General features: G+C 75.4%; 16 protein-coding genes. 10 read left to right on the top strand and 6 right to left on the bottom strand.

Annotation, left to right across the window (positions count from 1 at the left end; translation table 11 throughout):
* The first annotated feature begins 9 nt into the window (after window positions 1-9).
* Window positions 10-1,833, top strand: a complete 1,824-nt coding sequence (locus tag ACPC54_RS05910) for an ABC transporter ATP-binding protein (protein WP_498961639.1) — start codon at window positions 10-12, stop codon at window positions 1,831-1,833.
* Between the two features lie 138 nt (window positions 1,834-1,971).
* Here ACPC54_RS05910 and ACPC54_RS05905 read toward each other — a convergent pair whose 3' ends face one another.
* Window positions 1,972-2,640: a lysophospholipid acyltransferase family protein gene (locus tag ACPC54_RS05905; RefSeq protein WP_498961637.1), complete on the bottom strand. Its 669-nt coding sequence runs from the start codon at window positions 2,638-2,640 to the stop codon at window positions 1,972-1,974.
* A gap of 175 nt (window positions 2,641-2,815) precedes the next feature.
* Between ACPC54_RS05905 and ACPC54_RS05900 the strand changes: the two genes are divergently transcribed.
* Window positions 2,816-3,028 carry an EF-hand domain-containing protein gene (locus ACPC54_RS05900; RefSeq protein WP_498961635.1) on the top strand — a complete coding sequence of 71 codons (213 nt, stop codon included), beginning with the start codon at window positions 2,816-2,818 and terminating at the stop codon, window positions 3,026-3,028.
* Window positions 3,029-3,108: 80 nt separating this feature from the next.
* Here ACPC54_RS05900 and ACPC54_RS05895 read toward each other — a convergent pair whose 3' ends face one another.
* Complete coding sequence (locus ACPC54_RS05895) at window positions 3,109-5,310, bottom strand: bifunctional glycosyltransferase/CDP-glycerol:glycerophosphate glycerophosphotransferase (RefSeq protein ID WP_498961633.1); 2,202 nt, start codon at window positions 5,308-5,310, stop codon at window positions 3,109-3,111.
* 720 nt (window positions 5,311-6,030) lie between these two features.
* Between ACPC54_RS05895 and ACPC54_RS05890 the strand changes: the two genes are divergently transcribed.
* Window positions 6,031-6,306: a hypothetical protein gene (locus ACPC54_RS05890; protein WP_078859663.1), complete on the top strand. Its 276-nt coding sequence runs from the start codon at window positions 6,031-6,033 to the stop codon at window positions 6,304-6,306.
* Window positions 6,307-6,593: 287 nt separating this feature from the next.
* On the top strand, window positions 6,594-7,040 hold the full coding sequence (locus tag ACPC54_RS05885) for a YjbQ family protein (protein ID WP_498961631.1): 447 nt from the start codon (window positions 6,594-6,596) through the stop codon (window positions 7,038-7,040).
* 56 nt (window positions 7,041-7,096) lie between these two features.
* Here ACPC54_RS05885 and ACPC54_RS05880 read toward each other — a convergent pair whose 3' ends face one another.
* Together ACPC54_RS05880 and ACPC54_RS05875 are read right to left on the bottom strand one after the other, a co-directional pair.
* Window positions 7,097-7,744 carry a DUF1990 domain-containing protein gene (locus tag ACPC54_RS05880; protein WP_498961629.1) on the bottom strand — a complete coding sequence of 216 codons (648 nt, stop codon included), beginning with the start codon at window positions 7,742-7,744 and terminating at the stop codon, window positions 7,097-7,099.
* A gap of 67 nt (window positions 7,745-7,811) precedes the next feature.
* On the bottom strand, window positions 7,812-9,089 hold the full coding sequence (locus tag ACPC54_RS05875; protein ID WP_498961627.1) for an FAD-dependent monooxygenase: 1,278 nt from the start codon (window positions 9,087-9,089) through the stop codon (window positions 7,812-7,814).
* A 232-nt stretch (window positions 9,090-9,321) separates the two neighbouring features.
* On the opposite strand from ACPC54_RS05875, the gene ACPC54_RS05870 reads away from it, so the two are divergent.
* Together ACPC54_RS05870 and ACPC54_RS05865 are read left to right on the top strand one after the other, a co-directional pair.
* Window positions 9,322-10,389, top strand: a complete 1,068-nt coding sequence (locus tag ACPC54_RS05870) for a TetR/AcrR family transcriptional regulator C-terminal domain-containing protein (RefSeq protein WP_498961625.1) — start codon at window positions 9,322-9,324, stop codon at window positions 10,387-10,389.
* A gap of 9 nt (window positions 10,390-10,398) precedes the next feature.
* Entirely contained in the window at window positions 10,399-10,728 is a 330-nt protein-coding gene (locus ACPC54_RS05865) for a hypothetical protein (protein ID WP_498962463.1), read from the top strand.
* A 49-nt stretch (window positions 10,729-10,777) separates the two neighbouring features.
* Here ACPC54_RS05865 and ACPC54_RS05860 read toward each other — a convergent pair whose 3' ends face one another.
* On the bottom strand, window positions 10,778-13,951 hold the full coding sequence (locus ACPC54_RS05860) for an AAA family ATPase (RefSeq protein WP_498961623.1): 3,174 nt from the start codon (window positions 13,949-13,951) through the stop codon (window positions 10,778-10,780).
* Window positions 13,948-15,117, bottom strand: coding sequence for an exonuclease SbcCD subunit D (locus tag ACPC54_RS05855; protein WP_498961621.1), 1,170 nt, complete (start codon window positions 15,115-15,117; stop codon window positions 13,948-13,950). Before ACPC54_RS05855 ends, ACPC54_RS05860 begins: the two co-directional genes overlap by 4 nt.
* A gap of 705 nt (window positions 15,118-15,822) precedes the next feature.
* On the opposite strand from ACPC54_RS05855, the gene ACPC54_RS05850 reads away from it, so the two are divergent.
* The 4 genes from ACPC54_RS05850 (at window position 15,823) to ACPC54_RS05835 (ending at window position 20,252) form a co-directional block, all read left to right on the top strand.
* A complete protein-coding gene (locus tag ACPC54_RS05850; RefSeq protein ID WP_498961619.1) occupies window positions 15,823-17,001 on the top strand; it encodes a DUF8829 domain-containing protein in 1,179 nt (392 codons plus the stop codon).
* Between the two features lie 471 nt (window positions 17,002-17,472).
* Window positions 17,473-18,087: a hypothetical protein gene (locus ACPC54_RS05845; protein ID WP_498961617.1), complete on the top strand. Its 615-nt coding sequence runs from the start codon at window positions 17,473-17,475 to the stop codon at window positions 18,085-18,087.
* 386 nt (window positions 18,088-18,473) lie between these two features.
* Window positions 18,474-19,271 carry an SGNH/GDSL hydrolase family protein gene (locus ACPC54_RS05840; protein WP_498961615.1) on the top strand — a complete coding sequence of 266 codons (798 nt, stop codon included), beginning with the start codon at window positions 18,474-18,476 and terminating at the stop codon, window positions 19,269-19,271.
* Between the two features lie 183 nt (window positions 19,272-19,454).
* A complete protein-coding gene (locus ACPC54_RS05835; protein ID WP_498961613.1) occupies window positions 19,455-20,252 on the top strand; it encodes an SGNH/GDSL hydrolase family protein in 798 nt (265 codons plus the stop codon).
* Window positions 20,253-20,391 lie beyond the last annotated feature (139 nt).

The following is a 20,391-nucleotide window of genomic DNA, read 5'->3' as shown; positions in this document are numbered from 1 at the left end:
AGGCCGCCCTTGAGGCATGCCACCATCGACTGGACCCCGCCCCCGCGCGCCGAGGGCGACCCCCGCCCGCCGGCCCAGTGGCGGCGCATCCTCGCGCTGTTCCGCCCGTACGCGGGCCGCCTCGCCACGGTCGGCCTGCTGGTCGCCGCCACCGCCGTGGTGTCCGTCGCCACGCCGTTCCTGCTCCGCGCCGTCCTGGACACCGCCATTCCGCAGGGCCGCACCGGGCTGCTCAGCCTGCTGGCGCTCGGGATGGTCCTCGCGGCCGTCGTGAGCAGCATCTTCGGCGTCCTGCAGACGCTGATCTCCACCACGGTCGGCCAGCGGGTCATGCACGACCTGCGCACCGCCGTCTACAACCACCTGCAGCGCCAGTCGCTCGCCTTCTTCACCCGCACCCGCACCGGCGAGGTGCAGTCCCGGATCGCCAACGACATCGGCGGCATGCAGTCCACGGTGACGTCCACCGCGACCAGCCTGGCCTCCAACTTCACCGCCGTGGTGGCCTCCGTCGTCGCCATGGTCGCCCTCGACTGGCGACTGACGGTCGTCTCGCTGCTGCTGCTCCCGCTGTTCGTCTGGATCAGCCGCCGGGTCGGCCGCGAGCGCAAGAAGATCACCACCGAGCGGCAGAAGCAGCTGGCCGCGATGAGCTCCGCCGTCCAGGAGTCGCTGTCCGTCAGCGGCATCCTGCTCGGCCGCACCATGGGCCGCTCCGACTCGCTCGCCCGGGAGTTCACCGCGCAGTCCGACCAGCTCGCCGACCTGGAGGTGCGGGCCGGCATGGCCGGGCGCTGGCGGATGAACACCATCATGATCGTGATGGCCGCGATGCCCGCGCTGATCTACTGGGCGGCCGGCCTGACCTCCGCCGCCGGTGCGCCGATCGTCTCGGTCGGCACCCTGGTCGCCTTCGTCAGCCTCCAGCAGGGCCTGTTCCGCCCGGCCGTCGGCCTGCTCTCCACCGGCGTGGACGTGCAGACCTCGCTCGCGCTCTTCCAGCGCATCTTCGAGTACCTCGACCTGCCGGTGGACATCGCCGAACCGGCGCGGCCCGTCACCCTCGACCCGATCCGTGGCGAGGTCCGCTTCGAGCGCGTCGACTTCCGCTACGACCCCGAGCAGCCGCGCCCGACCCTGGCCGGCGTCGACCTGGCCGTCCCGGCCGGGAGCTCACTGGCCGTGGTCGGCGAGACCGGGTCCGGCAAGACCACGCTCAGCTACCTGGTGCCGCGCCTGTACGACGCCACCGGCGGCCGGGTCACCATCGACGGCGTGGACGTGCGCGAGCTGTCCTTCGACACCCTGGCCCGCGCGGTCGGCGTGGTCTCCCAGGAGACCTACCTCTTCCACGCCTCGGTCGCCGAGAACCTGCGCTTCGCCAAGCCGGACGCCAGCGACGCCGAACTGGTCGAGGCCGCCCGGGCCGCACAGGTCCACGACACCATCGCCGCCCTCCCGGACGGCTACGACACCCTGGTCGGCGAACGCGGCTACCGCTTCTCCGGCGGCGAGAAGCAGCGCCTCGCGCTCGCCCGCACCATCCTGCGCAACCCGCCCGTGCTGATCCTCGACGAGGCCACCAGCGCGCTCGACAACCGCACCGAACGCGCCGTCCAGCAGGCCGTGGACGCGCTGGCCGCCGGCCGCACCACCATCACCATCGCGCACCGGCTCTCCACCGTGCGCACCGCCGACCAGATAGCCGTGCTCGACCGCGGCGAGGTGGCCGAACTCGGCACCCACGAGGAACTGGTGGCACTGGACGGGCGGTACGCCGCGCTGCTGCGCCGCGAAGTTCCGGACACCGCCGAGGTCCTGGGCCACGCGTAGCGGCCGGCCCGTATCGCGGCCGGCCCGTACCGCGGCCGGTCCGTATCGCGGGCAGTCCGCACCGCGGGGCAGTGCGCACCGCGGCCGGCCCGTACCGCGGACCGGACCCGCAAGAACCGCAAGGACCGCAGGCGCTGGCTACGCCGCCTTCGGGACCTCGTTGTAGCTCCCCACGACTTCCTGCCCGGACAGCCGCTGGATCGCCGCCATCACCTCGTCGGTCACCTGGCGGCGCGCCTTCAGCGACCTGGCCTGCCCGTGCAGTTCGTCGAAGTGCAGCGGCTCCCCGAAGCGGACCGTCACCTTCTTGATCCGCGGCACGCGCTTGCCCACCGGCAGGATCTGCTCCGGGCCCTCCAGCGCCACCGGGACGACCGGCACGCCCGCCGTCAGCGCCAGCCAGGCGACGCCCGTCTTGCCCCGGTACAGCCGCCCGTCCAGCGAGCGGGTGCCCTCGGGGTAGATGCCGAAGGCCTTGCCGGCCTCCAGGATCTCCAGCGCGGACTCCAGCGACGCCTGGGCGGAGCGGTAGGTGCCGCGCTCGACCGGGACGGCGCCGATCGCCTCGAAGAAGCCCTTGGACAGCTTGCCCTTGAGGCCCGGCGCCTGCCAGTACTCGGCCTTGGCGAGGAAGTGGACCCGGCGGGGGGCGGTCAGCGGGATCACCACGCTGTCGATGAACGACAGGTGGTTGCTCGCCAGGATCACCCCGCCCTTGCTCGGCACGTTCTCGGCACCCTCGATGGCCGGGCGCCAGATCCCGCGCGAAACGGGTTTCAGCACCAGCCTGGTGACGAGGTCGAGCATGGTTCCCTCCCTGGACGAACGACCGCCCGGGAGGTGCCCGGGCCTGCAATCAGACCCGCAGACTACGACACCGACCCCCGCGCCCGTCCACTCCCGCTGACCGTGGCGCGTGCCACGGCCGGGTAGGGTACGCCCGTCCGAACCGAGCACGACCCCGCAGTACCAGGAGGGCACCATGCAGAGCGTCGAGGAGATCAAGGCGCTGTTCGACCGTTTCGACAAGAACGGTGACGGCAAGATCACTCCGGCCGAGTACGCGCTGGCCGCCAACGAGATGGGCGACCACAGCGTGACCCTCGGGATGGCCGAGGCGCTGATCCACACGATGGACACCCGTCACCAGGGCTACCTGGACTTCGAGGAGTTCCTGGCCGCCCGCCGCGGCTGAGCGCACCCCGGGGTCGGGGCCGGCCGCCGTACCGGCGGCGGTCGGCCCGACCCCACCCGCACGGGCCGGTTCCGCGCGGGTCAGTCCCGCACCGGGAACACCCGGCGCACCACCCGCTCCGAGGCCCCGCCGTCGTCCCAGACGCAGAACTTCGCCCGGAACCGCGCCCGCGCCGCCGGCTCCGGATCGCCCGCCAGCAGCGCCTTCGCCAGCCCCTCCGCGTCCACCGTGACCGCGCCCGGCGGCTCGGCGAACAGGTCGAAGTAGGCGCCGCGTTCGCGCTGGTACTCCTCCCAGTCCGGGGCGAAGACGACCACCGGCCGGTCCAGCACCGCGTAGTCGAACATCATCGACGAGTAGTCCGTCACCAGCGCGTCCGCCGCCAGGTACAGGTCCTCCACGACCGGGTGCGCCGACACGTCCACGATCCGCGCCGCGTCCTGATCCACCGTCAGGTCGCCCGGGCCGCCGGTGTGGAAGTAGTGGGTGCGCACCAGCAGCGTGAAGTCCGGGCCCAGCTTCCGGGCCAGGTCCGCCACGTCGAGCAGCGGCAGGTAGCCGCCCTTGCCGCCGCGGTGGGTCGGCGCGTACAGCACCGCCGTGGTGCCCGGCCGCAGCCCGATCCGCTCGCGCATCGCCCGCGCCTCCTCCCGGGTGGCGTTCGCCAGCCGGTCGTTGCGCGGGTAGCCGGTGTCCAGCATCTCGTAGCGCCCGGGGAAGGCCCGGGCGAAGTGCTCGCTGGTGTGCGGGTTGGAGGAGACCAGGTAGTCCCAGCGGTCGATGGCCTCCTGCAGCCGGTCGAAGTCCATCCCCTCGGCCGCCTCGGGCCGGTCGCGCAGGTCCATGCCCATCGCCTTGAGCGGGGTGCCGTGCTGGGTCTGGACGTGCACCGTGCCCGGCCGCTTCGCCATCGTGCGCGGGAAGTTGACGTTGTTGACGAAGTACTTGGCGGTCGCCATCACCTTCAGGTACGCGGGCGTGTTGACGATCACGTACGGCACGCCGTCCGGCAGCGTGTCGGCCTGCCGGCGGTTCTCCACCACCCACACGCCCCGGATCTGCGGGGCGAGTTCCTTCGCCTTCTCGTAGATCGCGGCCGGGCTGCACGCGTAACCCCGGTGCCAGTACGCGGCGTAGACCGCCAGGTGCTCGTCCAGCGGCAGCCGGCGGAACGCGTTGTACGCGGTGAACCGGGCGCCGCTGCGCATCCCCTTCTTCACCGCGGGCGCCACCGCCCGTGCGCCGCGCTTGAGTTCGCGCGGCAGCCGGCCGGTGCGGCGCAGCTCCGCGTACGCGATCCGGGCGCCGCGCGCGGCCAGCCGGTACTGCACGCCGCGCACGCCGCCGGGGAAGCGGTAGCCGGCCGGGCGGTGCCGCTCGAAGTGCTGGGCGATCCGGCGGAAGAAGTCCTTGCGCCGGTCGGCGGGGACGAGCCCGGGGGAGTCGTAGACGTTCAGCGCCTGCTGGACGGTCCGCTCGAAGACCTGGGTGCGCAGCGTTTCGGGGACAGCCGGACCGGGGCGGTCGGCCCGGTCGAGGAAGGCGAAGATCGCGTCGTACTGGGCGAACACGTCGGCGTGCTTGGGGGAGGCGGTGGCGGTGATCGCGCCGTCCCGGCCGCGCCGGTAGTTGTAGCAGGGCCGGTCCAGGTAGCGCAGCCGCTCGGCGGCCAGCAGCGCCGGGTAGGTGACCGAGATGTCCTCGTAGTAGCCGCCGCCGAAGGAGACGCCCAGGCCCTCCAGGTAGGCGCGGCGGAACACCTTGTTCCACACCGACATCACGGTGCGGAACAGTGCCGGGTGCTCGGCCAGGGTGCAGCCTTCTATCAGCGGGGAGCCGGTGAGCACGTGGCGCCACGGGTTGGGCTCGGTCCCGCCGTCCGGGTAGACGTGGGTGAAGTCGGTGATCAGCACGTCGGCCGGGGTGGCGCGGCGGTGCTCCTGCGCCAGCTCGTCCAGCAGCACGCTCACCGTGCGCTCGGGCACCCAGTCGTCGCTGTCCACGAACCAGACGTACTCGCCGCGCAGCTGCGGCAGGGCGGCGGCCCGGGCGCCGCCGAGCCCCCGGTTCTCGTCGAGGTGCAGGACGCGCAGCCGGCGGTCGCGGGCGGCGTAGGCGTCCAGGATCGCGCCGGAGCCGTCCGGGGAGAGGTCGTCGACCGCGACCACCTCGAAGCGGGACTCCACGGCGGCGGTGTCGCCGAGGATCGAGTCGAGGCAGCGCGGCAGGAACCGCTCCACGCCGTGGACCGGGAGCACGATGCTGAGGAGGAGGGGGGACACGCTGGCCGAGTCTACCGATCCGCCGGGTCCGACCTGCCTGGACGTCCGGCGGGTACGGGCACGGGCGCGGGGGTGGTCGTCGCGGGGGTGATCGCGGCGGGCCCCGGGCCCCGGGCCCGGAACCGCCGGTGCCGGGCCCCGGACGGGGGCGGCACCGGCAGTCGGTGGCGGCCGGGCCGACCCTCTACGGCCGGCCGCCGGTCCGGGCACCGCGCGAGCCTGGCCGCCGCAGCGTCGAGGCGGCCGGGCAGTGGCCCGCGGGGAGCCGGAGTCCCGCATCGAGTCTTTCATGACTCGAACACACGCGCGGGTGCGGTGCGGCACTCGCGCGTTGGAAGAGATATTGCTTGGAGCTTTCCCGGGAGTCAATCCCTCGAATGTGTTCACTTCATGAAGCGGGTGGACCGCCGCGGGTGATCGCCGGCCGCCGTTCATGATCGCTTTGTCGACCTGGCGCTTGTCCCCTATATGGGCAAGCCGACCCGGGGGCGCACCGGCGGCCCGGCCCGTGCGCCGTCCGTGCATCCGGGCACCGTTGGCGGGAGGCGATCCGTGCACCCATCATTGATGCCTAGTCGTGACCGCCCGGGTGGCCCCTGGTGCGCCGTCAGTTGACGCCGCACGGTACGGTGGCAGCACACCAGGACGGTTGCGCGAAGGCCGTCCGTCACGGATAGTCTTCGCCTCACGGCCCTGGCGCCTCGTAGGGGTGGGAAACAGATGGAACACATGCAAGTGCGGACTCGGCCCCGTGTGCCGGCGATCCAGTGCGGCGTCGGCGCGACCGGCCGCCGGATCGACCGACACCTGGCCGTACTCGGCGCGCCCGCACTCTCGGCGGTCGACACCGCCGAGGCGCTCGGGCTGATAAGGGAGCTGACCCCGCGCGGCCCGGCCGCCGCGGACGCTCCGGCGGCCCGGCGCCGCCACACCCGGGTCAAGCTGCTGGCGCCCCTGCGGCGGCTGCGGCGGACCCTGTTCGGCGGGCGCGGCTAAGCAGTCGCGGCCTGTCGCGTCGAGGGGGGTCTCGACCTTCGGAGCCGGGTTCCGGCCACGGCCTTCGGGCCCTGGCCGTGGGCTTCGGCCCCGGCCTTCGGGCTTCGGCCCCGGCCTTCGGGCTTCGGCCCGGTGGACCGTCCGGTCCACCGGGCCTTCGGCATGACCGGGCGCCGTCCGGCGGCGGATGTGGTCTGAACCTCTCATGGTATGCCACGGCGCCCGACCGGCGCCGGCGGACGGCGGCGCGGTACGCGCGATCGGCTGACCTGGGCCAGGATGGCGGCATGGCGGACAACACCAACCCCACCCACCCCGGCCGGTTCCAGACGGCCACCCTTGAGATCACCACCGGCAGCCGCGAGGTCGCGCTGGACATCACCGACCGCTGCGCCGCGTTCCTCACCGAGCACGCCGCCGGGCGCGACGGCCTGCTCAACGTCTTCGTCCCGCACGCCACCGCGGGGATCGCCGTCCTGGAGACCGGCTCCGGCAGCGACGACGACCTCCTCGCGGTCCTGCGCGACCTGCTCCCCGCCGACGACCGCTGGCGCCACCGGCACGGCAGCCCCGGCCACGGACGCGACCACGTGGTGCCCGGGCTGGTCGCCCCGCACGCCACCCTGCCGGTGATCGGTGGTCAACTCGCCCTCGGCGTCTGGCAGTCCGTGGTGCTCGTCGACACCAACGGGGACAATCCGCGGCGCAGCGTGCGGCTGTCGTTCCTCGGCTGAGCCGCGGGCCGGGGGCCGCCCCGGGTGCCGACCCGGGCGCAGGCTCTGGCCTCGGCTCAGGCCCGGCCGGGTCCCCCGGTCCGGGCTCCGTCGCCGTGCCCGTCCCGCCGGTCGCGCCGGTCGCGCCGGTCCCGCCCGTCCCGCCGGTCCTGCCGGTCGCGGCAGTGGGCGGCGACGGCGGCGAGGTAGCGCTCGATCGCCAGGTGCTGGCACAGCAGCGCGACCGGACGTCCCAGGCGGGCGTACCAGGCGGCCAGCCGCGAGAACGCGGTCACCTCGAACCACACCTCGCCGGCCTCGTCCATCGACACCAGGAACGCCTCCTCGCCGCACTCCGGGTGCCCGGGGAGCGTCCCGTAACCGAAGCCGATCCGGTCCGACTCCGCCACCGTCCACACCACCCGGCAGGGGATCACCACGCGCGGCCACCGGCTGCCCGGCAGGCTGAGCCGCAGCAGCACCGTCGCCCCCGGCTCGGCCGGCGCGTGCGGGTACACGGCGAAGCCGGTGCCCAGCTGGCTGCCCCAGCCGAGCACGTACCGGCCGGCCCGCTCCAGCACCGCCCGGCCGTGCCCGAGGTGTACCCGGCGGCGCAGGTGCGCGTAGCCGTCCGGCAGCCGGCCGCCCCGGGTGGCGCCCACCTCCGGGTAGGTCGGCGCGGTCACGCGGGCGGCGAGCAGACGGCGGTGCAGGTCGGCGGTCATGCCCGCCACCCTAGGGCGGGGCGTCGGGGCGCCCCCGGGCGGGCCCGGGTGTCCGCGGCCGGGCGGTTCAGGCGCCGGGGGTGTCGAGGGTGATCGCGTTCTTGGCCCGCTCGACCGACTCCTCCGAGGCCGGGCCGCCCGGGTTCTCGGTGGCCAGCTCCTGGTTGAGCCGGACGAACGGGCGCAGCCGCTCCTCGTAGGCCGCGAAGGCCGTGCGGTGGTCGCCGCCGTGGCCGGCGAGGGCGTCGGCCAGCACGTGCGCGCCGACCAGGGCGAGGCTGGTGCCCTGGCCGGACAGCGGGGACGGGCAGTAGCCGGCGTCCCCGAGCAGGGTGACGCGGCCCCGGGACCAGTGGTCCAGGTGGATCCGCGTCATCGCGAAGCAGGTGAAGTCCGGGGCGTCGGCCAGGGCCCGCAGCAGCCGCTCCCGCTCCCAGCGCAGCGCCGCCATCCGCTCGGCGACCAGCGCCCGGCGGGCCTCGGGGCCGGAGCTGCCGTCCGCCGGTGGGCCCTCCCGCGGCGGGCCCTGCGGCCGCGGACCCTCCGGCTGCCGGCCCTCCGGCTCAGGGCCGGCCGCGAAGCCGAAGCCGATCCGCAGCTCGGTGTTGCCGCGTGCCGGGTAGATGCCGAAGCCGATCTCGCCGTCGCGCAGCCACAGCTGCCAGTCCTCCAGGCCGAGGAAGTTCTCGGCGCTGAACAGGGCGAGGTGCAGGCCGAGGTGGGTGGCGTAGCGCTCCTCGGGTCCGAAGGCGAGGCGGCGCACCGCCGAGTGCAGGCCGTCCGCGCCGACCACCAGGTCGAAGCGGCGCGGGCCGGCCTGTCCGAACCGGGCCAGCACGCCGTCCTCGTCCTGGTCGAGCGCGGTGACGGCGTCGCCGAACACGAACTCGGCGCCGTCCCCGGCGGCCCGTTCGTGCAGGATGCGGACGAGGTCGTCGCGCAGCAGCTCGACGTCGTCGCCGTCCAGCCGGCCGGAGCTGTAGGTGCTGTCGGTGGAACGGTGGACCTCCCGGCCCTCGCCGTCCAGCACGGACATGCCGCGCATCCGGGTGCGGTGCTCGCGGACCTGCCCCAGCACCCCGAGCCGGTCGACCACCTCCAGCGCGACGCCCCGGACGTCGACGGCCTGCCCGCCGCGGCGCGGCCCGGGCGCGCGCTCCACCACGGTGGGGGCGAAGCCGCTGCGTGCGAGCAGGGCGGCGAGCGCGCAGCCCGCGATGCCGCCGCCGGAGATGAGCACGGTCCTGGCCGGGGCGCCGGCCGGGGTCTTCGTCGCGGTCTCCGCCGCGGTTCTGGTCGCGGTTCTGGTCGCGGTCGTGGTCGCGGTCGTGGTCACGGTCTTCACGGGGTCGACTCCTTCGCGTCGGTGTGCGCCGGACGGCTGTCGGCCGCCGGTGCCGGTACGGTGTACTCGACCTGAATGTACGGCGTACGCACAGGGGCTCCAACTGGGCTTTCGGCGCGACTGAGCTAGGACAGTTGGGGTCTGGTGGGGGAGCGCGGCTGGTAGCTTCTGTCCTAGGGCAGCCGCGGTCCGCCGCGACGCTGAGACGGATGTCACACGAGGAGGTCGCCGGATGGCCGGGAAGCCGGAGCCCGCCCTGCCGCCGTACCGGCGGATCGCCGACGAGATCGGGCGGCGGATCGCCGAGGGTGCCCTCGTACCCGGCGAACGGGTGCCCTCGACCCGCCGGATCGCCCGCGAGTGGAACGTCGCGCTCGCGACGGCCACCAAGGCGCTCACCACCCTGCGGCTGGAGGGCCTGGTGGAGGCCCGGCCCCGGGTCGGCACGGTGGTGGCGGCCCCGGGCGCCGCCCGGCGGCGCCCGCCCGCGCCCGGCTCGGCCGCCGGGCCGGCCGCCGGGCCGTCAGGCGAGTTGTTCGGCGAACCGGGGACGGGTGAGGGCGGCGAGCTGACCCGGGAGCGGATCGTCCGGGCCGCCGTCGAGATCGCCGACCGCGAAGGGCTCGCCGCGCTCTCCATGCGCAGCGTCGCGGCCCGGCTCGGTGTCGCCGCCATGTCCACCTATCGACATGTCGCGGGCAAGGACGAGCTCGTCCTGCTGATGGCGGACGCGGCCTTCGCGGAGGAGTCCTACCCGGCCGAGCCGCCGCCGTCCTGGCGCGAGCGGCTGGAGACCGGCGCGCACATCCTCTGGCGGATCCACCGGCGCCACCCCTGGCTCGCCCAGGTCGGCGCGCTCACCCGCCCGCTCCTGCTGCCCGCGCTGATGGACCACGCCGAGTGGGCGCTCGGCGCCCTGGACGGCCACGGCCTCGACCCCAGGACCGTGCTCGACCTGCACGTCCTGCTCTACAGCTACGTCCAGGGCCTCGCCGTCCACCTCGAACGGGAGAGCCAGGCCGAGGCCCGCACCGGCCTGACCGAGGACCAGTGGATGGACCGGCAGGCCCCCGCCCTGGCCGGGATCGTCGCCGGCGGGCGCCACCCGGTGTTCGCCCGGATCGTCGGCGGCCTCGGCAGCGACGGCTACGACCTCGACCTCGACGCGCTGTTCGCCTTCGGGCTGGGCCCGCTGCTCGACGGCGTCGCCGCCATGATCGCGGCGGCCGGGAACCCGACCGTGGCGGCCCCGGTCGGGCCAGGTGCCGCCGCCTTGCCCGCGGCCGGGCGCCCGGAGTAGGAAGGCGGCATGAACGACGGGACCCCCACCGACGACAGCGCCGACGACAGTGCCGACGGCAGGGTCGATGACAGCGCCGGCGACAGGGCGGACGGCAGCGCGGGCGCCGTCCCCGGCGACACCGCGGCCCACGGCCCGGCCGCCGACGTGACGGTCTGCGACCTCGCCCCGGACGGCGACGCCGAGGCGGCGCTGCGGCGTGACCCGGCGGCCGCCGGCCCGCGCGCCGACTGCGTGCTGTGCGGCGAGCCGACCGAACTGCCCGCCGACCAGCCCGGCAGCACGCTCTGCCCGGTCTGCGCCTGGCAGCAGGCGCAGCGGATCGCCTGCTCGGGCTGACCGGCTGACCAGCTGACCGGCCCCGCCGGTCGCCCCGTCCTCTCCTGCGCTACGCGTCCTCCCGACCCGCCAGCGCCAGCGTCGAGCCGTGCCGGCCCTTGCGGACCAGCAGCTGCGCCGGGATGCGGCTGCGCAGGTCGGCGACGTGGCTGACGATGCCCACCGCGCGGTCCCGCTCGCGCAGCCCGTCGAGGACGTCCATCACCTCCTCCAAGGACTGCTCGTCCAGCGTGCCGAAGCCCTCGTCGATGAACAGGGTGTCCAGCGGCATGCCACCGGCCTCGTCGGTCACCACGTCGGCCAGGCCCAGGGCGAGCGACAGCGAGGCGAAGAAGCCCTCGCCGCCGGAGAGCGTCGCCGTGTCCCGCTCGGTGCCCGTCCAGGCGTCGACCACGCGCAGCGCCAGCCCCGAGCGCTTGTTGCCGGTGCCCCGGTCGTCGCTGTGCACCAGGGTGTAGCGGCCGCCCGACATCCGGACCAGCCGGTCGCTGGCCGCCGCCGCGACCTGCTCCAGCCGTGCCGCCAGGACGTACGACTCCAGGCGCATCCGCAGCCGGTTCTCGGTGGACGTGCCGGCGGCCACCCCGGCCAGCCGGTTGATCCGCCCGAACCGCTCCAGTGCCGGGCCCAACTCCGCCGCCAGCGCGGCCAGCTGACGCCCGATCGCGGCCAGCGCCGCGCACCGCTCGTCCGCCGCCGCCCGCGCGGCGTGCGCCCGGCCGAGCCGGTCGGTCGCGGCGCCCAGCGCGGCCGCCGCGGCCGCCAGGTCCGCCGGCGGACGGGCCGCCGCCTCGGCCAGCTCCGGCAGCGCCAGCTCCCGCCGCACCGCCGCGGACTCCGCGCGGTGCCGCTCCAGCCGCCCGGCCAGGCGTTCGCGCTCCTCGGCCGGCAGCAGCACCGCCAGCGCCGCCCGGGAGTCCGGGAAGCCGGCCGCCACGGCGGCCCGGCCCAGCTCGGCCTCCGCGTCGGCAAGCCGGTCCTCCGCCTCCGCGCCGGCCCGGGCCGCGGCGGCCGCGCCGGCGACCTCCTCGGCCAGCCGGCCGAGCGCCGCCGCCCGCTCGGCGACCGAGGCCGCGCCGCCCCGGGCCGCCGCCACCCGGCCGGCCGACTCCCGCTGCTCGGCGTCCAGTTGCTGCAGCCGGTCGGTCAGCACGGCCGCCCGCTCCTTGGCCTCGCGCAGCTCGTCCAGGCGGCGCGCACGGTCCTGCGACAGCCGGCCGATCTCCTGCTCGACCCGGCCCAGCGTCTCCGCCGCGCCCAGCGCCTCGCGGTGCTCGTGCTCCAGCCCGGCGAGCGCCCGGGCGAGCACGTCGACGCCGTCCGGCCCGGCGGCACCGGTGGCGGACGCCTCGCGCACCCGCAGCGCGGTGAGCGCCTGGTCGGCCTGCCGCCAGGCCCGCTCGGCCACGTCCAGCGCCCGGGCCGCCCGTTCCTCGTCCTCGGCGCTCACCCGGCCGCCCGGCGCGGCCTCCGCGGGCGCCGGATGCTCGGGCGACCCGCACACCCGGCAGGCCTCGCCCGCCCGCAACCGCTCGGCCAACTCGGCCGCCATGCCCGCCAGCCGGCGGTCCCGGAGATCGAGGCCGTGCTCGCGGGCGTCCAGCGCGGCGGTGCGCAGCCCCGCCACCCGCGGCTCGGCCGCCGCGATCTCGGCCCGCAGGCCGTCCCGCTCCCGCGCGGCCGCCAGCCGGGCCGCCGACTCGGCGCGCCGCCCGTCCAACTGCTCGACCCGGGCGCCGGCCGCCCGGGCCCCCGCCTGCCGCTCCTCCAGCCGGCCCAACTCGCCCTCGAACTCGGCCAGCCAGTCCTCGGCCTCCTCCGCCAGTTCCTCGGCGCCGCGCAGGTCCGAGCCCAACGAGCGCCGCTCGTCGGCGAGTTCGGTGCAGCGCCGCTCCTCGGCCCGGGCCGCCTCCAGTCGCACCACCTCGGCCCGCAGCCGCCGCTCGGCCCCGGCCAGCTCCTCGGCGCAGGCCCCGGCCCGGGTGTCGGCCCGGGTGTCGGCCCGGGTGTCGGTGCGGGGATCGAGCTGGGTGTCGGTGCGGGACCCGATGTCGACGGGGGTGCCGTCCACGGACGGGGACGCGCCGAGCATGCCGAGCACACCGAGCGCGTCGAGCCCACCCGGCGTGGCGAGCGCACCGGCCAGCGCCTCGCGCCGCCGCCGCTCCGCCGTCCGGGCCCGCCGGTGCGCCTCGGCCGCACCCTCGCGCAGCCGCAGCGCCGACTCGACGCCGACCGCCTGCTGCGCCGCCGCCAGCCGGCGCCCGTCCCGCTCCGCCGCCGGCTCGAACTCCGCCAGCCGCTCGGCCCTGGCCAGCGCCTCCCGGTGGCGGCGCTGTCGCCCGGCCACCTCCTCGGCCGCCTCCCGGACCCGCTGGGCCGCGCGCTGAGCCGCCTGCGCGCCGTCCAGCGCCGCCTCGGCGACGGCCGCCTGCTCGGCCGCGCCGCAGCGCAGGACCGCCGCCCAGCCCAGCACCCCGGCGGTCAGGTCCGCCTCGCCGTCCTCCGCCGGCACCCAGCCCTCGGCCGGCTCGGCACCCGGACCGGCCGCCTGCTCCGCCCTGCTGACCAGGTCCCGCAGCCGCCGCCGGCCGGCCTGCACGGCGGCCTCCTGGGCACGCCGGCGCTCGGCCAGCCAGGCCTCCACGAGCCCGTACCGCTCGGTGTCGAACAGTCGCCGCAGCAGCTTGCCGCGCTCCTCCGAGTCCGCTTTCAGGAAGCGGGCGAAGTCACCCTGCGGCAGCAGCACCACCTGGCAGAACTGGTCCCGGCTCATGCCGATCAGCCGGTGGATCTCCTCCCCGGCCTCCTGGTGCGACTTGCTCAGCGGCCGCCAGCCGGGCACGCCCGCGCCCGCGTCGGCCGCCCACTCGCGCAGCAGGGTCTGCGCCCGCTCGACGGTCGTGCCGGTGCCGACCTTCTTCGGCCGCCGCTGCTCCGGCAGCCGGGTGATCTCCAGCCGCCGGCCGCCGAGCGTCAACTCCAGCCGGACCTGCGTCAGTTGCCCGGGGTCGGCGTGGTCGCTGCGCAGCCGGCCGGCCCGCCGGGCGTTCGGCGTCTCGCCGTACAGCGCGAAGCAGACCGCGTCCAGCACGCTGCTCTTGCCCGCGCCCGTCGCGCCGCGCAGCAGGAACAGCCCGCCCGCGGCGAGCGCGTCGAAGTCCACCGTCTCGGTGCCCGCGAACGGGCCGAAGGCGGTGACTGTCAGCCGGTGCAGCCTCATCGCGGCAGGTCCGCCTTCCGCTCGGCGGACTCCCGCACGCTCTCGAAGCCCTCCCGCAGCCAGCCCAGCTCCTCCGCGCCGGGCTCCGCGCCCGGGCGGACGTGCCGCAGGAAGCCCTCGGCGATCTCCAGGTCCGCCCGGCCGCCGACCCGCGCCGCGTACGAGCGGACGGGCTCCGCCTCGGTCTCCGCCGGATCGAACAGCAACTGCAGGGTGTGCGGGAAGCGGCGGCGCAACCGCTCCATCGGCTCGCTCGGCCGGACGGCGTCGGTCAGCGTCACCTGCACCCAGCAGTCCTCGGCCTCCGCGTACTCCTCCTTCGTGAGCAGCGCGTCCAGCGTGTCCCGCAGCGGGGCCAGGCGGCGTGGGACCGGGCAGTCCACCCGCTCCGCCGACACCGAGCCGTCCGCCGCGAGGTCCACCAGCCACATCGACTTGCGCTGCTTCGCCTCGGAGAACGAGTACGCGAGCGGCGAGCCGCTGTAGCGCAGGTGCGGGGCCAGCGTCTGGCTGCCGTGCAGGTGGCCGAGCGCGGCGTAGTGCACGCCGTCGAAGACCGCCGCCGGCACCGCGGCGACGCCGCCCACCGCGATGTCCCGCTCGCTGTCGCTCGGCGCGCCGCCCGTGACGAACGCGTGCGCCAGCACCACCGCCCGCGTCCCCTCCGGCCGCGCCGCCAGGTCGGCCCGGACCTGCTCCATCGCCGCACCCAGCACCGCCGCGTGCCCGCCCTTCGCCAACCCGAACCGCTCGCGCACCAGCGTCGGCTCCAGGTACGGCAGCCCGTAGACCGCCACCGGCCCGTGCTCGTCCTCCAGCAGCACCGGGACGGCGCACTCGCCCGGATCCGTCCGCAGGTGCACGCCCGCCCGCCCGATCAGTCCGGCGCCCACCCCCAGCCGGCGCGCCGAGTCGTGGTTGCCGCTGATGAACACCGTGGGCACGCCGAGGCCCGCCAGCCGGTGCAGCACGTCGTCGAACAGCTCCACCGCCTCCAGGCCCGGCAGCGCCCGGTCGTACACGTCCCCGGCGACCAGCACGGCGTCCACGCGCATGCTCCGGACCACGCCCACCAGGTGGTCCAGGAAGGCGCGCTGGGCGTCGTGCAGGCTCTCCCGGTGGAACGAACGGCCGAGATGCCAGTCGGAGGTATGCAGCAGTCGCATGGTCCCCGACCATAACGCCCGCCACTGACAACCCCGCCCGAACCGCCCGCACCACGGCCCGGGGCGGGCGGCCCCGCGGGTGGGCGCCGGGCTCCTGCGCACCCGGAATCCCTCGGTTCGACCGGTCGCCGCCCGGTCCGCCCGGGTGCCCGTACCGGCGCCCCGGGCGGTGTGCCTCGGGGCGCCGGGCCTCCGTGCGTCGCGCTCGGACCGGCTGGGCTCCGGTGCGGGTGCGGGTGCGGGGCTTGGGCCGCCGGGTTCTCCGCCGGGGGATCCGCGGGGCCGCCCGGCTCGGCGCTCCGCTCGAAACGCCGGGCCCGTGCGCGGGCTTCCCGGACCGGCGGCCACGGCCGGTGCGCCCGAATCGCCCGGCCGCCGGCCCCGGCGCGCTGTTCGGGACGCGGGGCTTCCACGCCGCCCGCGCGGAGCCGCCGCCTCGCTCGGCATGCCGGTGCGGGAGCCGCTCCCCGCCGGCGTACCGGGCGCTCGTGGCCGCCCGCACCGCCGGGCCGTGCGGGGTCGGGCTTCCCGTCCCCTGCCGGCCGGTGCGGGCCCGCGCACCCGTTCTCCGGCCGCTCGACCACCCCCTGTTCGATTACCCGGGGTCGATTGTCAGTGGCTCTGTGTATGTTCCTCGACGTCGGCGGCTCTGTGGGGCGGGGCGGCCGGAGGTGTCAGTGCTGTTCGAGTGAGCTGGGAGGAACCATGACCGTACGGGAGCTGTTGGGCGAGGTCTCCGGGGCGCTGGGCGTCGCGGTGAGGCGGGGCGGAAGGCCGCAGGCGGGCCGGCGGGTGCTGCTCGCCGGGCGCGGGGCCGGGGCGGGGGTCGGCGGGCCGCGGCCGGGCGGTGCCGGGGGCGTGCCGCCGGGCGGTGCGCCGCCGGGTGGGTGTGCGGGCGGCCCCGGAGCGCGGTCGCGGCGCGGCGGGCGGGCGCGGGGTGCTCCGCCGCCGCAGCCGGTGGCGGTCGCGCTGGCGGTCGAGGCGGCGGACTTCGCCGGGCTGGCGCGGTACGGGCTGTTCGGTGCGCTGCGGCACCAGGAGTACCTGCGGCGCTCGGAGGAGCAGCTGCGCGCCCTGCACGGGCAGGGCGTGGAGGTGCACCTGAGGGTCTTCGAGGCGGGGGACTTCGAGGACTACTGCGACGCGCTCGGCCTCGATCCCCGGATGCCGGCCGCCCGGGTCGCGTACGCGGGCGATCCGGAGCTGGCCGGGGAGCCGTTCGTCTACGCGGGGGAGCGGCTGGCTGAGCTGGCGCCGGCGCTGCTGGAGGACCACCGGGCGAGGGTGCGGATGTCGGTGGCCTGCGCGGCTCTGCTGGACGCGGTCGGCGACGACCCGGCCGGGCAGCGCCGGCTGGCCTCGGTGATGCGGTACGTGACGTCGGCGTACCTGGCGCTGGCCGAGGGCGCGGGGGAGGGCTGCCACCTGTTGACGCTCCGCTGCCACGGTCCCGAGGACGGAGAGGAGCTGACGTCGGCGGTGGACGTCTGCGTCGAGGCGGGGAGCCTGCGGCCCGCCGGGCGGGACACCGAGGCGTTCTGCGTCACGCTGGCGGCGGGTGTGGCCGCGGGCGGAGGAGGCGCGGTGCTGCTGCACGGCGACCCGGCGACCGGGCCGGTGGTGCGCGGCTGGGCGCTGGCCGGCGGGCGGCTGCGGCCGATGACGGTACACGAGGTGTTCGACGAGCTGGCGGACGACGCCGAGCGAGGGCTCCCGTTCCCGCCCGGGGTCATGCCGCGGCCGGGGTTCCCGCTGCCGGACACGCCGCCCTCGGGGCCCCCGGGGCCGCCGCCGGCCGCGCCGCCGCCTTCGGGGCGGCCGTCGTCCGGGCCTTCGCGGCCGGGATTCCCCGGGCCCCGGAAGGGGGGTGGGCCGCTGGGCTGATCAACCGTGCCCGAGGTGTGCGGGTGGCCGCGTCCGCCATGCGGCGCTGGGGACTGTTCATCGACCGCCTGTTCGGGGAAGATTCGGAGAAGATCAACAGCAGGAGCGTGCGGTGCCCCACGCCGCCGCTCCGGCCGCTCCGCTCCGCGCCGTGCCCCGCAGGTCGACCGTCGCGCCGCCGGTGCGGCGAGCCCGACACCGAGAGGGGGACGCATGAGTGAGCGGAGCCGTCTCCTCACCGCGGCGCCCGCCCGGGCGGGTGCCCCCACCGGACGGTGGGAGGTCCCGGGCCGGGCGGCCGGGGGAGGGCCGGGCGCATGAGCGAGCGTGGCGAGCGAATCGATGGAAGGTGCGCGTGGGTGAGTGCCTCTGCCGAGCGCGGCGAGGCGGGCGCATGAGCGAGCGTGGCGAGCGAATCGATGGAAGGTGCGCGTGGGTGAGTGCCTCTGCCGAGCGCGGCGAGGCGGGCGCATGAGCCGGATCGAGTACAGCGCGGAGGTCGCCGAACTGCTCGGCCGGGTGCGCCGCCGCCCCACGGCGGGCTGGCCGTGGCGGCCGGGCGAGCCGGTGCCGGACGGCCTGCCGGTGAAGCAGTCCTGGGGGTGGCTGTTCGCACCGGACGGGCGGGTGCTGACCCTGGTCAACCCCAGGGACGGGATCTGCTCACTGCCCGGCGGTTCACTGGAGCCGGAGGACGACGGTGACCCGGGCGCCGCGCTGGCCCGTGAGGCGGGCGAGGAGGCCCAGGCCCTGATCGGCCGGCCGTACTACCTCGGCTACCTCTACGACCGGGTCGGCTCGGCGAACGGCGGGCACGAGTGCGCACGGGTCCGGATGACGGCCGCCATGCGGGCGGTCGGGCCGAGCGTGGCCGATCCGGCCTCGGGTCGGCACTACCGGCGGCTGCTGGTCGCGCCGGGGCTGGCGGTCGAGCTGTTGGGCTGGGGCGAGCCCGGGCTGCGCCAGGCGCGGGTGGCGGTGGCCACGGCCGTCCAGCGGCTCGGTGTGCCCGCGGCCGCGAACGAGGCGATCGAGGAGCTGCCGGTGGAGGGCTGCGAGGTCTTCCCCGGCGCGGAGTACCCGTAGGCCGGGTTCAGGCGTGCCACCGGGCCACCGGGCGCCGCGCCGCGCCCGCCCGCCCGCCCGCCTGAACCCGTACTCGTCCGCGCCCTCGTCGCCGCCCTCGCGCGCGTGTTCGTCCGTGCGCTTCCTGTCCGTGCGCTGGCCGCAGGCTGACCATGTGTTGGCCTTCGGCTGACCGCGTGCTGACTTCTCCACAGAATCCTTTCTACGCGCGATGACCGATGCGCGTCGGCATATACCCCTGTTGAGCAGCGGGGATGTGCGCGCTGTGGTCAGGGGTTCACTTCTCCGTTGTCAGACGGTCCGTCAATATCCTTGGCATGACCGCTTCCCGAGCCACTCACCTCCTGCTATCACTTCTGTGACCCGTGTCACGCCAAGGAGGTGTCATGCTCCGCCCAGCTCGCGTTCTGCCCGTCGCCGCCATAGCGGCCTCCCTCGCCATGACGACGTTCTTCGCCGCATCGTCGGCGAGTGCGGCCGGTGCCAACTACGTTGCGCTCGGGGACTCGTACTCGGCCGGCGTCGGTGCCGGCAGTTACCTGAGCGACAGCGGTAGCTGCAAGCGCAGCACCAACGCGTACGCGTACCTCTGGAAGAACGCCAACGCGCCGTCCTCGTTCAGGTTCGTCGCCTGTTCGGGCGCGAGAACCGGGGACGTCCTCAACAACCAGATCTCCGCCCTGAGCTCCAGCACCACGCTGGTCAGCATCACGATCGGCGGCAACGACGCGGGCTTCGGCGACACCATGAAGACTTGCGTGCTGAACAGTGACAGCGACTGCCTCAACGCCGTCAACTCCGCCGAGAACTACGCCCGCAACACCCTGCCCGGCCAGCTGGACCGGGTGTACGACGCGATCCACGCGAAGGCCCCGCGGGCCCACGTCGTCGTGCTCGGCTACCCGCACCTCTACAAGGTGGGCGGCTCCTGCCTCTTCGGCATCGGCGACACCAAGCGCGCCGCCATCGACAAGGCGGCCGACACGCTGGACGACGTCATCGCCAAGCGGGCCGCCAACCACGGGTTCGCCTTCGGCGACGTGCGCGGCGTCTTCGCCGGGCACGAGATCTGCGGCTCGTCGACCACGTGGCTGCACAGCACCACGCTGCCGATCGACGAGAGCTACCACCCGAAGGCCGCGGGCCAGTCCGGTGGCTACCTGCCGGTCTTCAGCCGGTCCTGACGCCTGGCCCTGACACCTGGCCCTGACGCCAGGCGGCCCCGGCCCCCGCCGAGCCCTCCGGCTCCGGTTCCCGGATCCGTTCCCCCCAAGTCCCCGGCCCAGGCTCCCGCTCCTGCCCAGGCCGTGCGTGCCGGGCCCCCGCCCGGCACTCGTTCTGCGACCCCCGCCATCCCAGGAGGTGCAATGCTCCGCCCTGCTCGTGCTCTCTCCGTCGCCGCCGTTTCCGCTCTCCTCACGCTGTCGACGTTCTTCGCCGCGTCGTCCGCCGGTGCGGCCGGTGCCAACTACGTGGCCCTCGGGGACTCCTACTCGGCCGGCGTCGGCGCCGGCAACTACCTGAGCGACAGCGGTAGCTGCAAGCGCAGCACCAACGCCTACGCCTACCTCTGGAAGAACGCGAACGCGCCTTCGTCGTTCTCGTTCGTCGCCTGTTCGGGCGCCAGAACCGGCGACGTCCTCAACAACCAGCTCTCCGCGGTGAACGCCGGCACCACGCTGGTGAGCCTCACCATCGGCGGCAACGACTCCGGGTTCTCCAGCACCATGCAGACCTGCGTGCTGGGCAGTGACAGCGACTGCCTGAACGCCGTCAGCGCCGCCGAGGACTACGCCCAGAACACCCTGCCCGGCCAGCTCGACCAGGTGTACTCCGCGATCCGGTCCAAGGCGCCGAACGCCCACGTCGTGGTGCTCGGCTACCCGCACCTGTACCAGATCGACGGCTACTGCCTGTTCGGCATCGGCGACACCAAGCGCGCCGCCATCAACGGGGCCGCCGACACGCTGGACGACGTCATCGCCAAGCGGGTCGCGAACGCCGGGTTCACCTTCGGTGACGTGCGCGGCACCTTCGCCGGGCACGAGATCTGCGGCTCGTCGACCACCTGGCTGCACAGTGCCACCTGGCCGGTCGACGAGAGCTACCACCCGAACGCGGACGGCCAGGCCGGCGGCTACCTGCCGGTCTTCAGCCAGTCCTGAGACCGTGTCCGACGCCTGGCCTGATCCCGCATCAGTCCTCGCGTCGGCCGCCGGGGCATGACGCCGGTGCCGCCGCCCCCTCCCGCGCAACGGGAGGGGGCGGCGGCACCGGCGTTGTCGGCTCCCGTTCCGGGGGGGG

The organism is Kitasatospora sp. NPDC094028, from assembly GCF_049543595.1.
Lineage (GTDB): Bacteria > Actinomycetota > Actinomycetes > Streptomycetales > Streptomycetaceae > Kitasatospora.
This window is presented reverse-complemented; position numbering and strand designations above follow the sequence as displayed.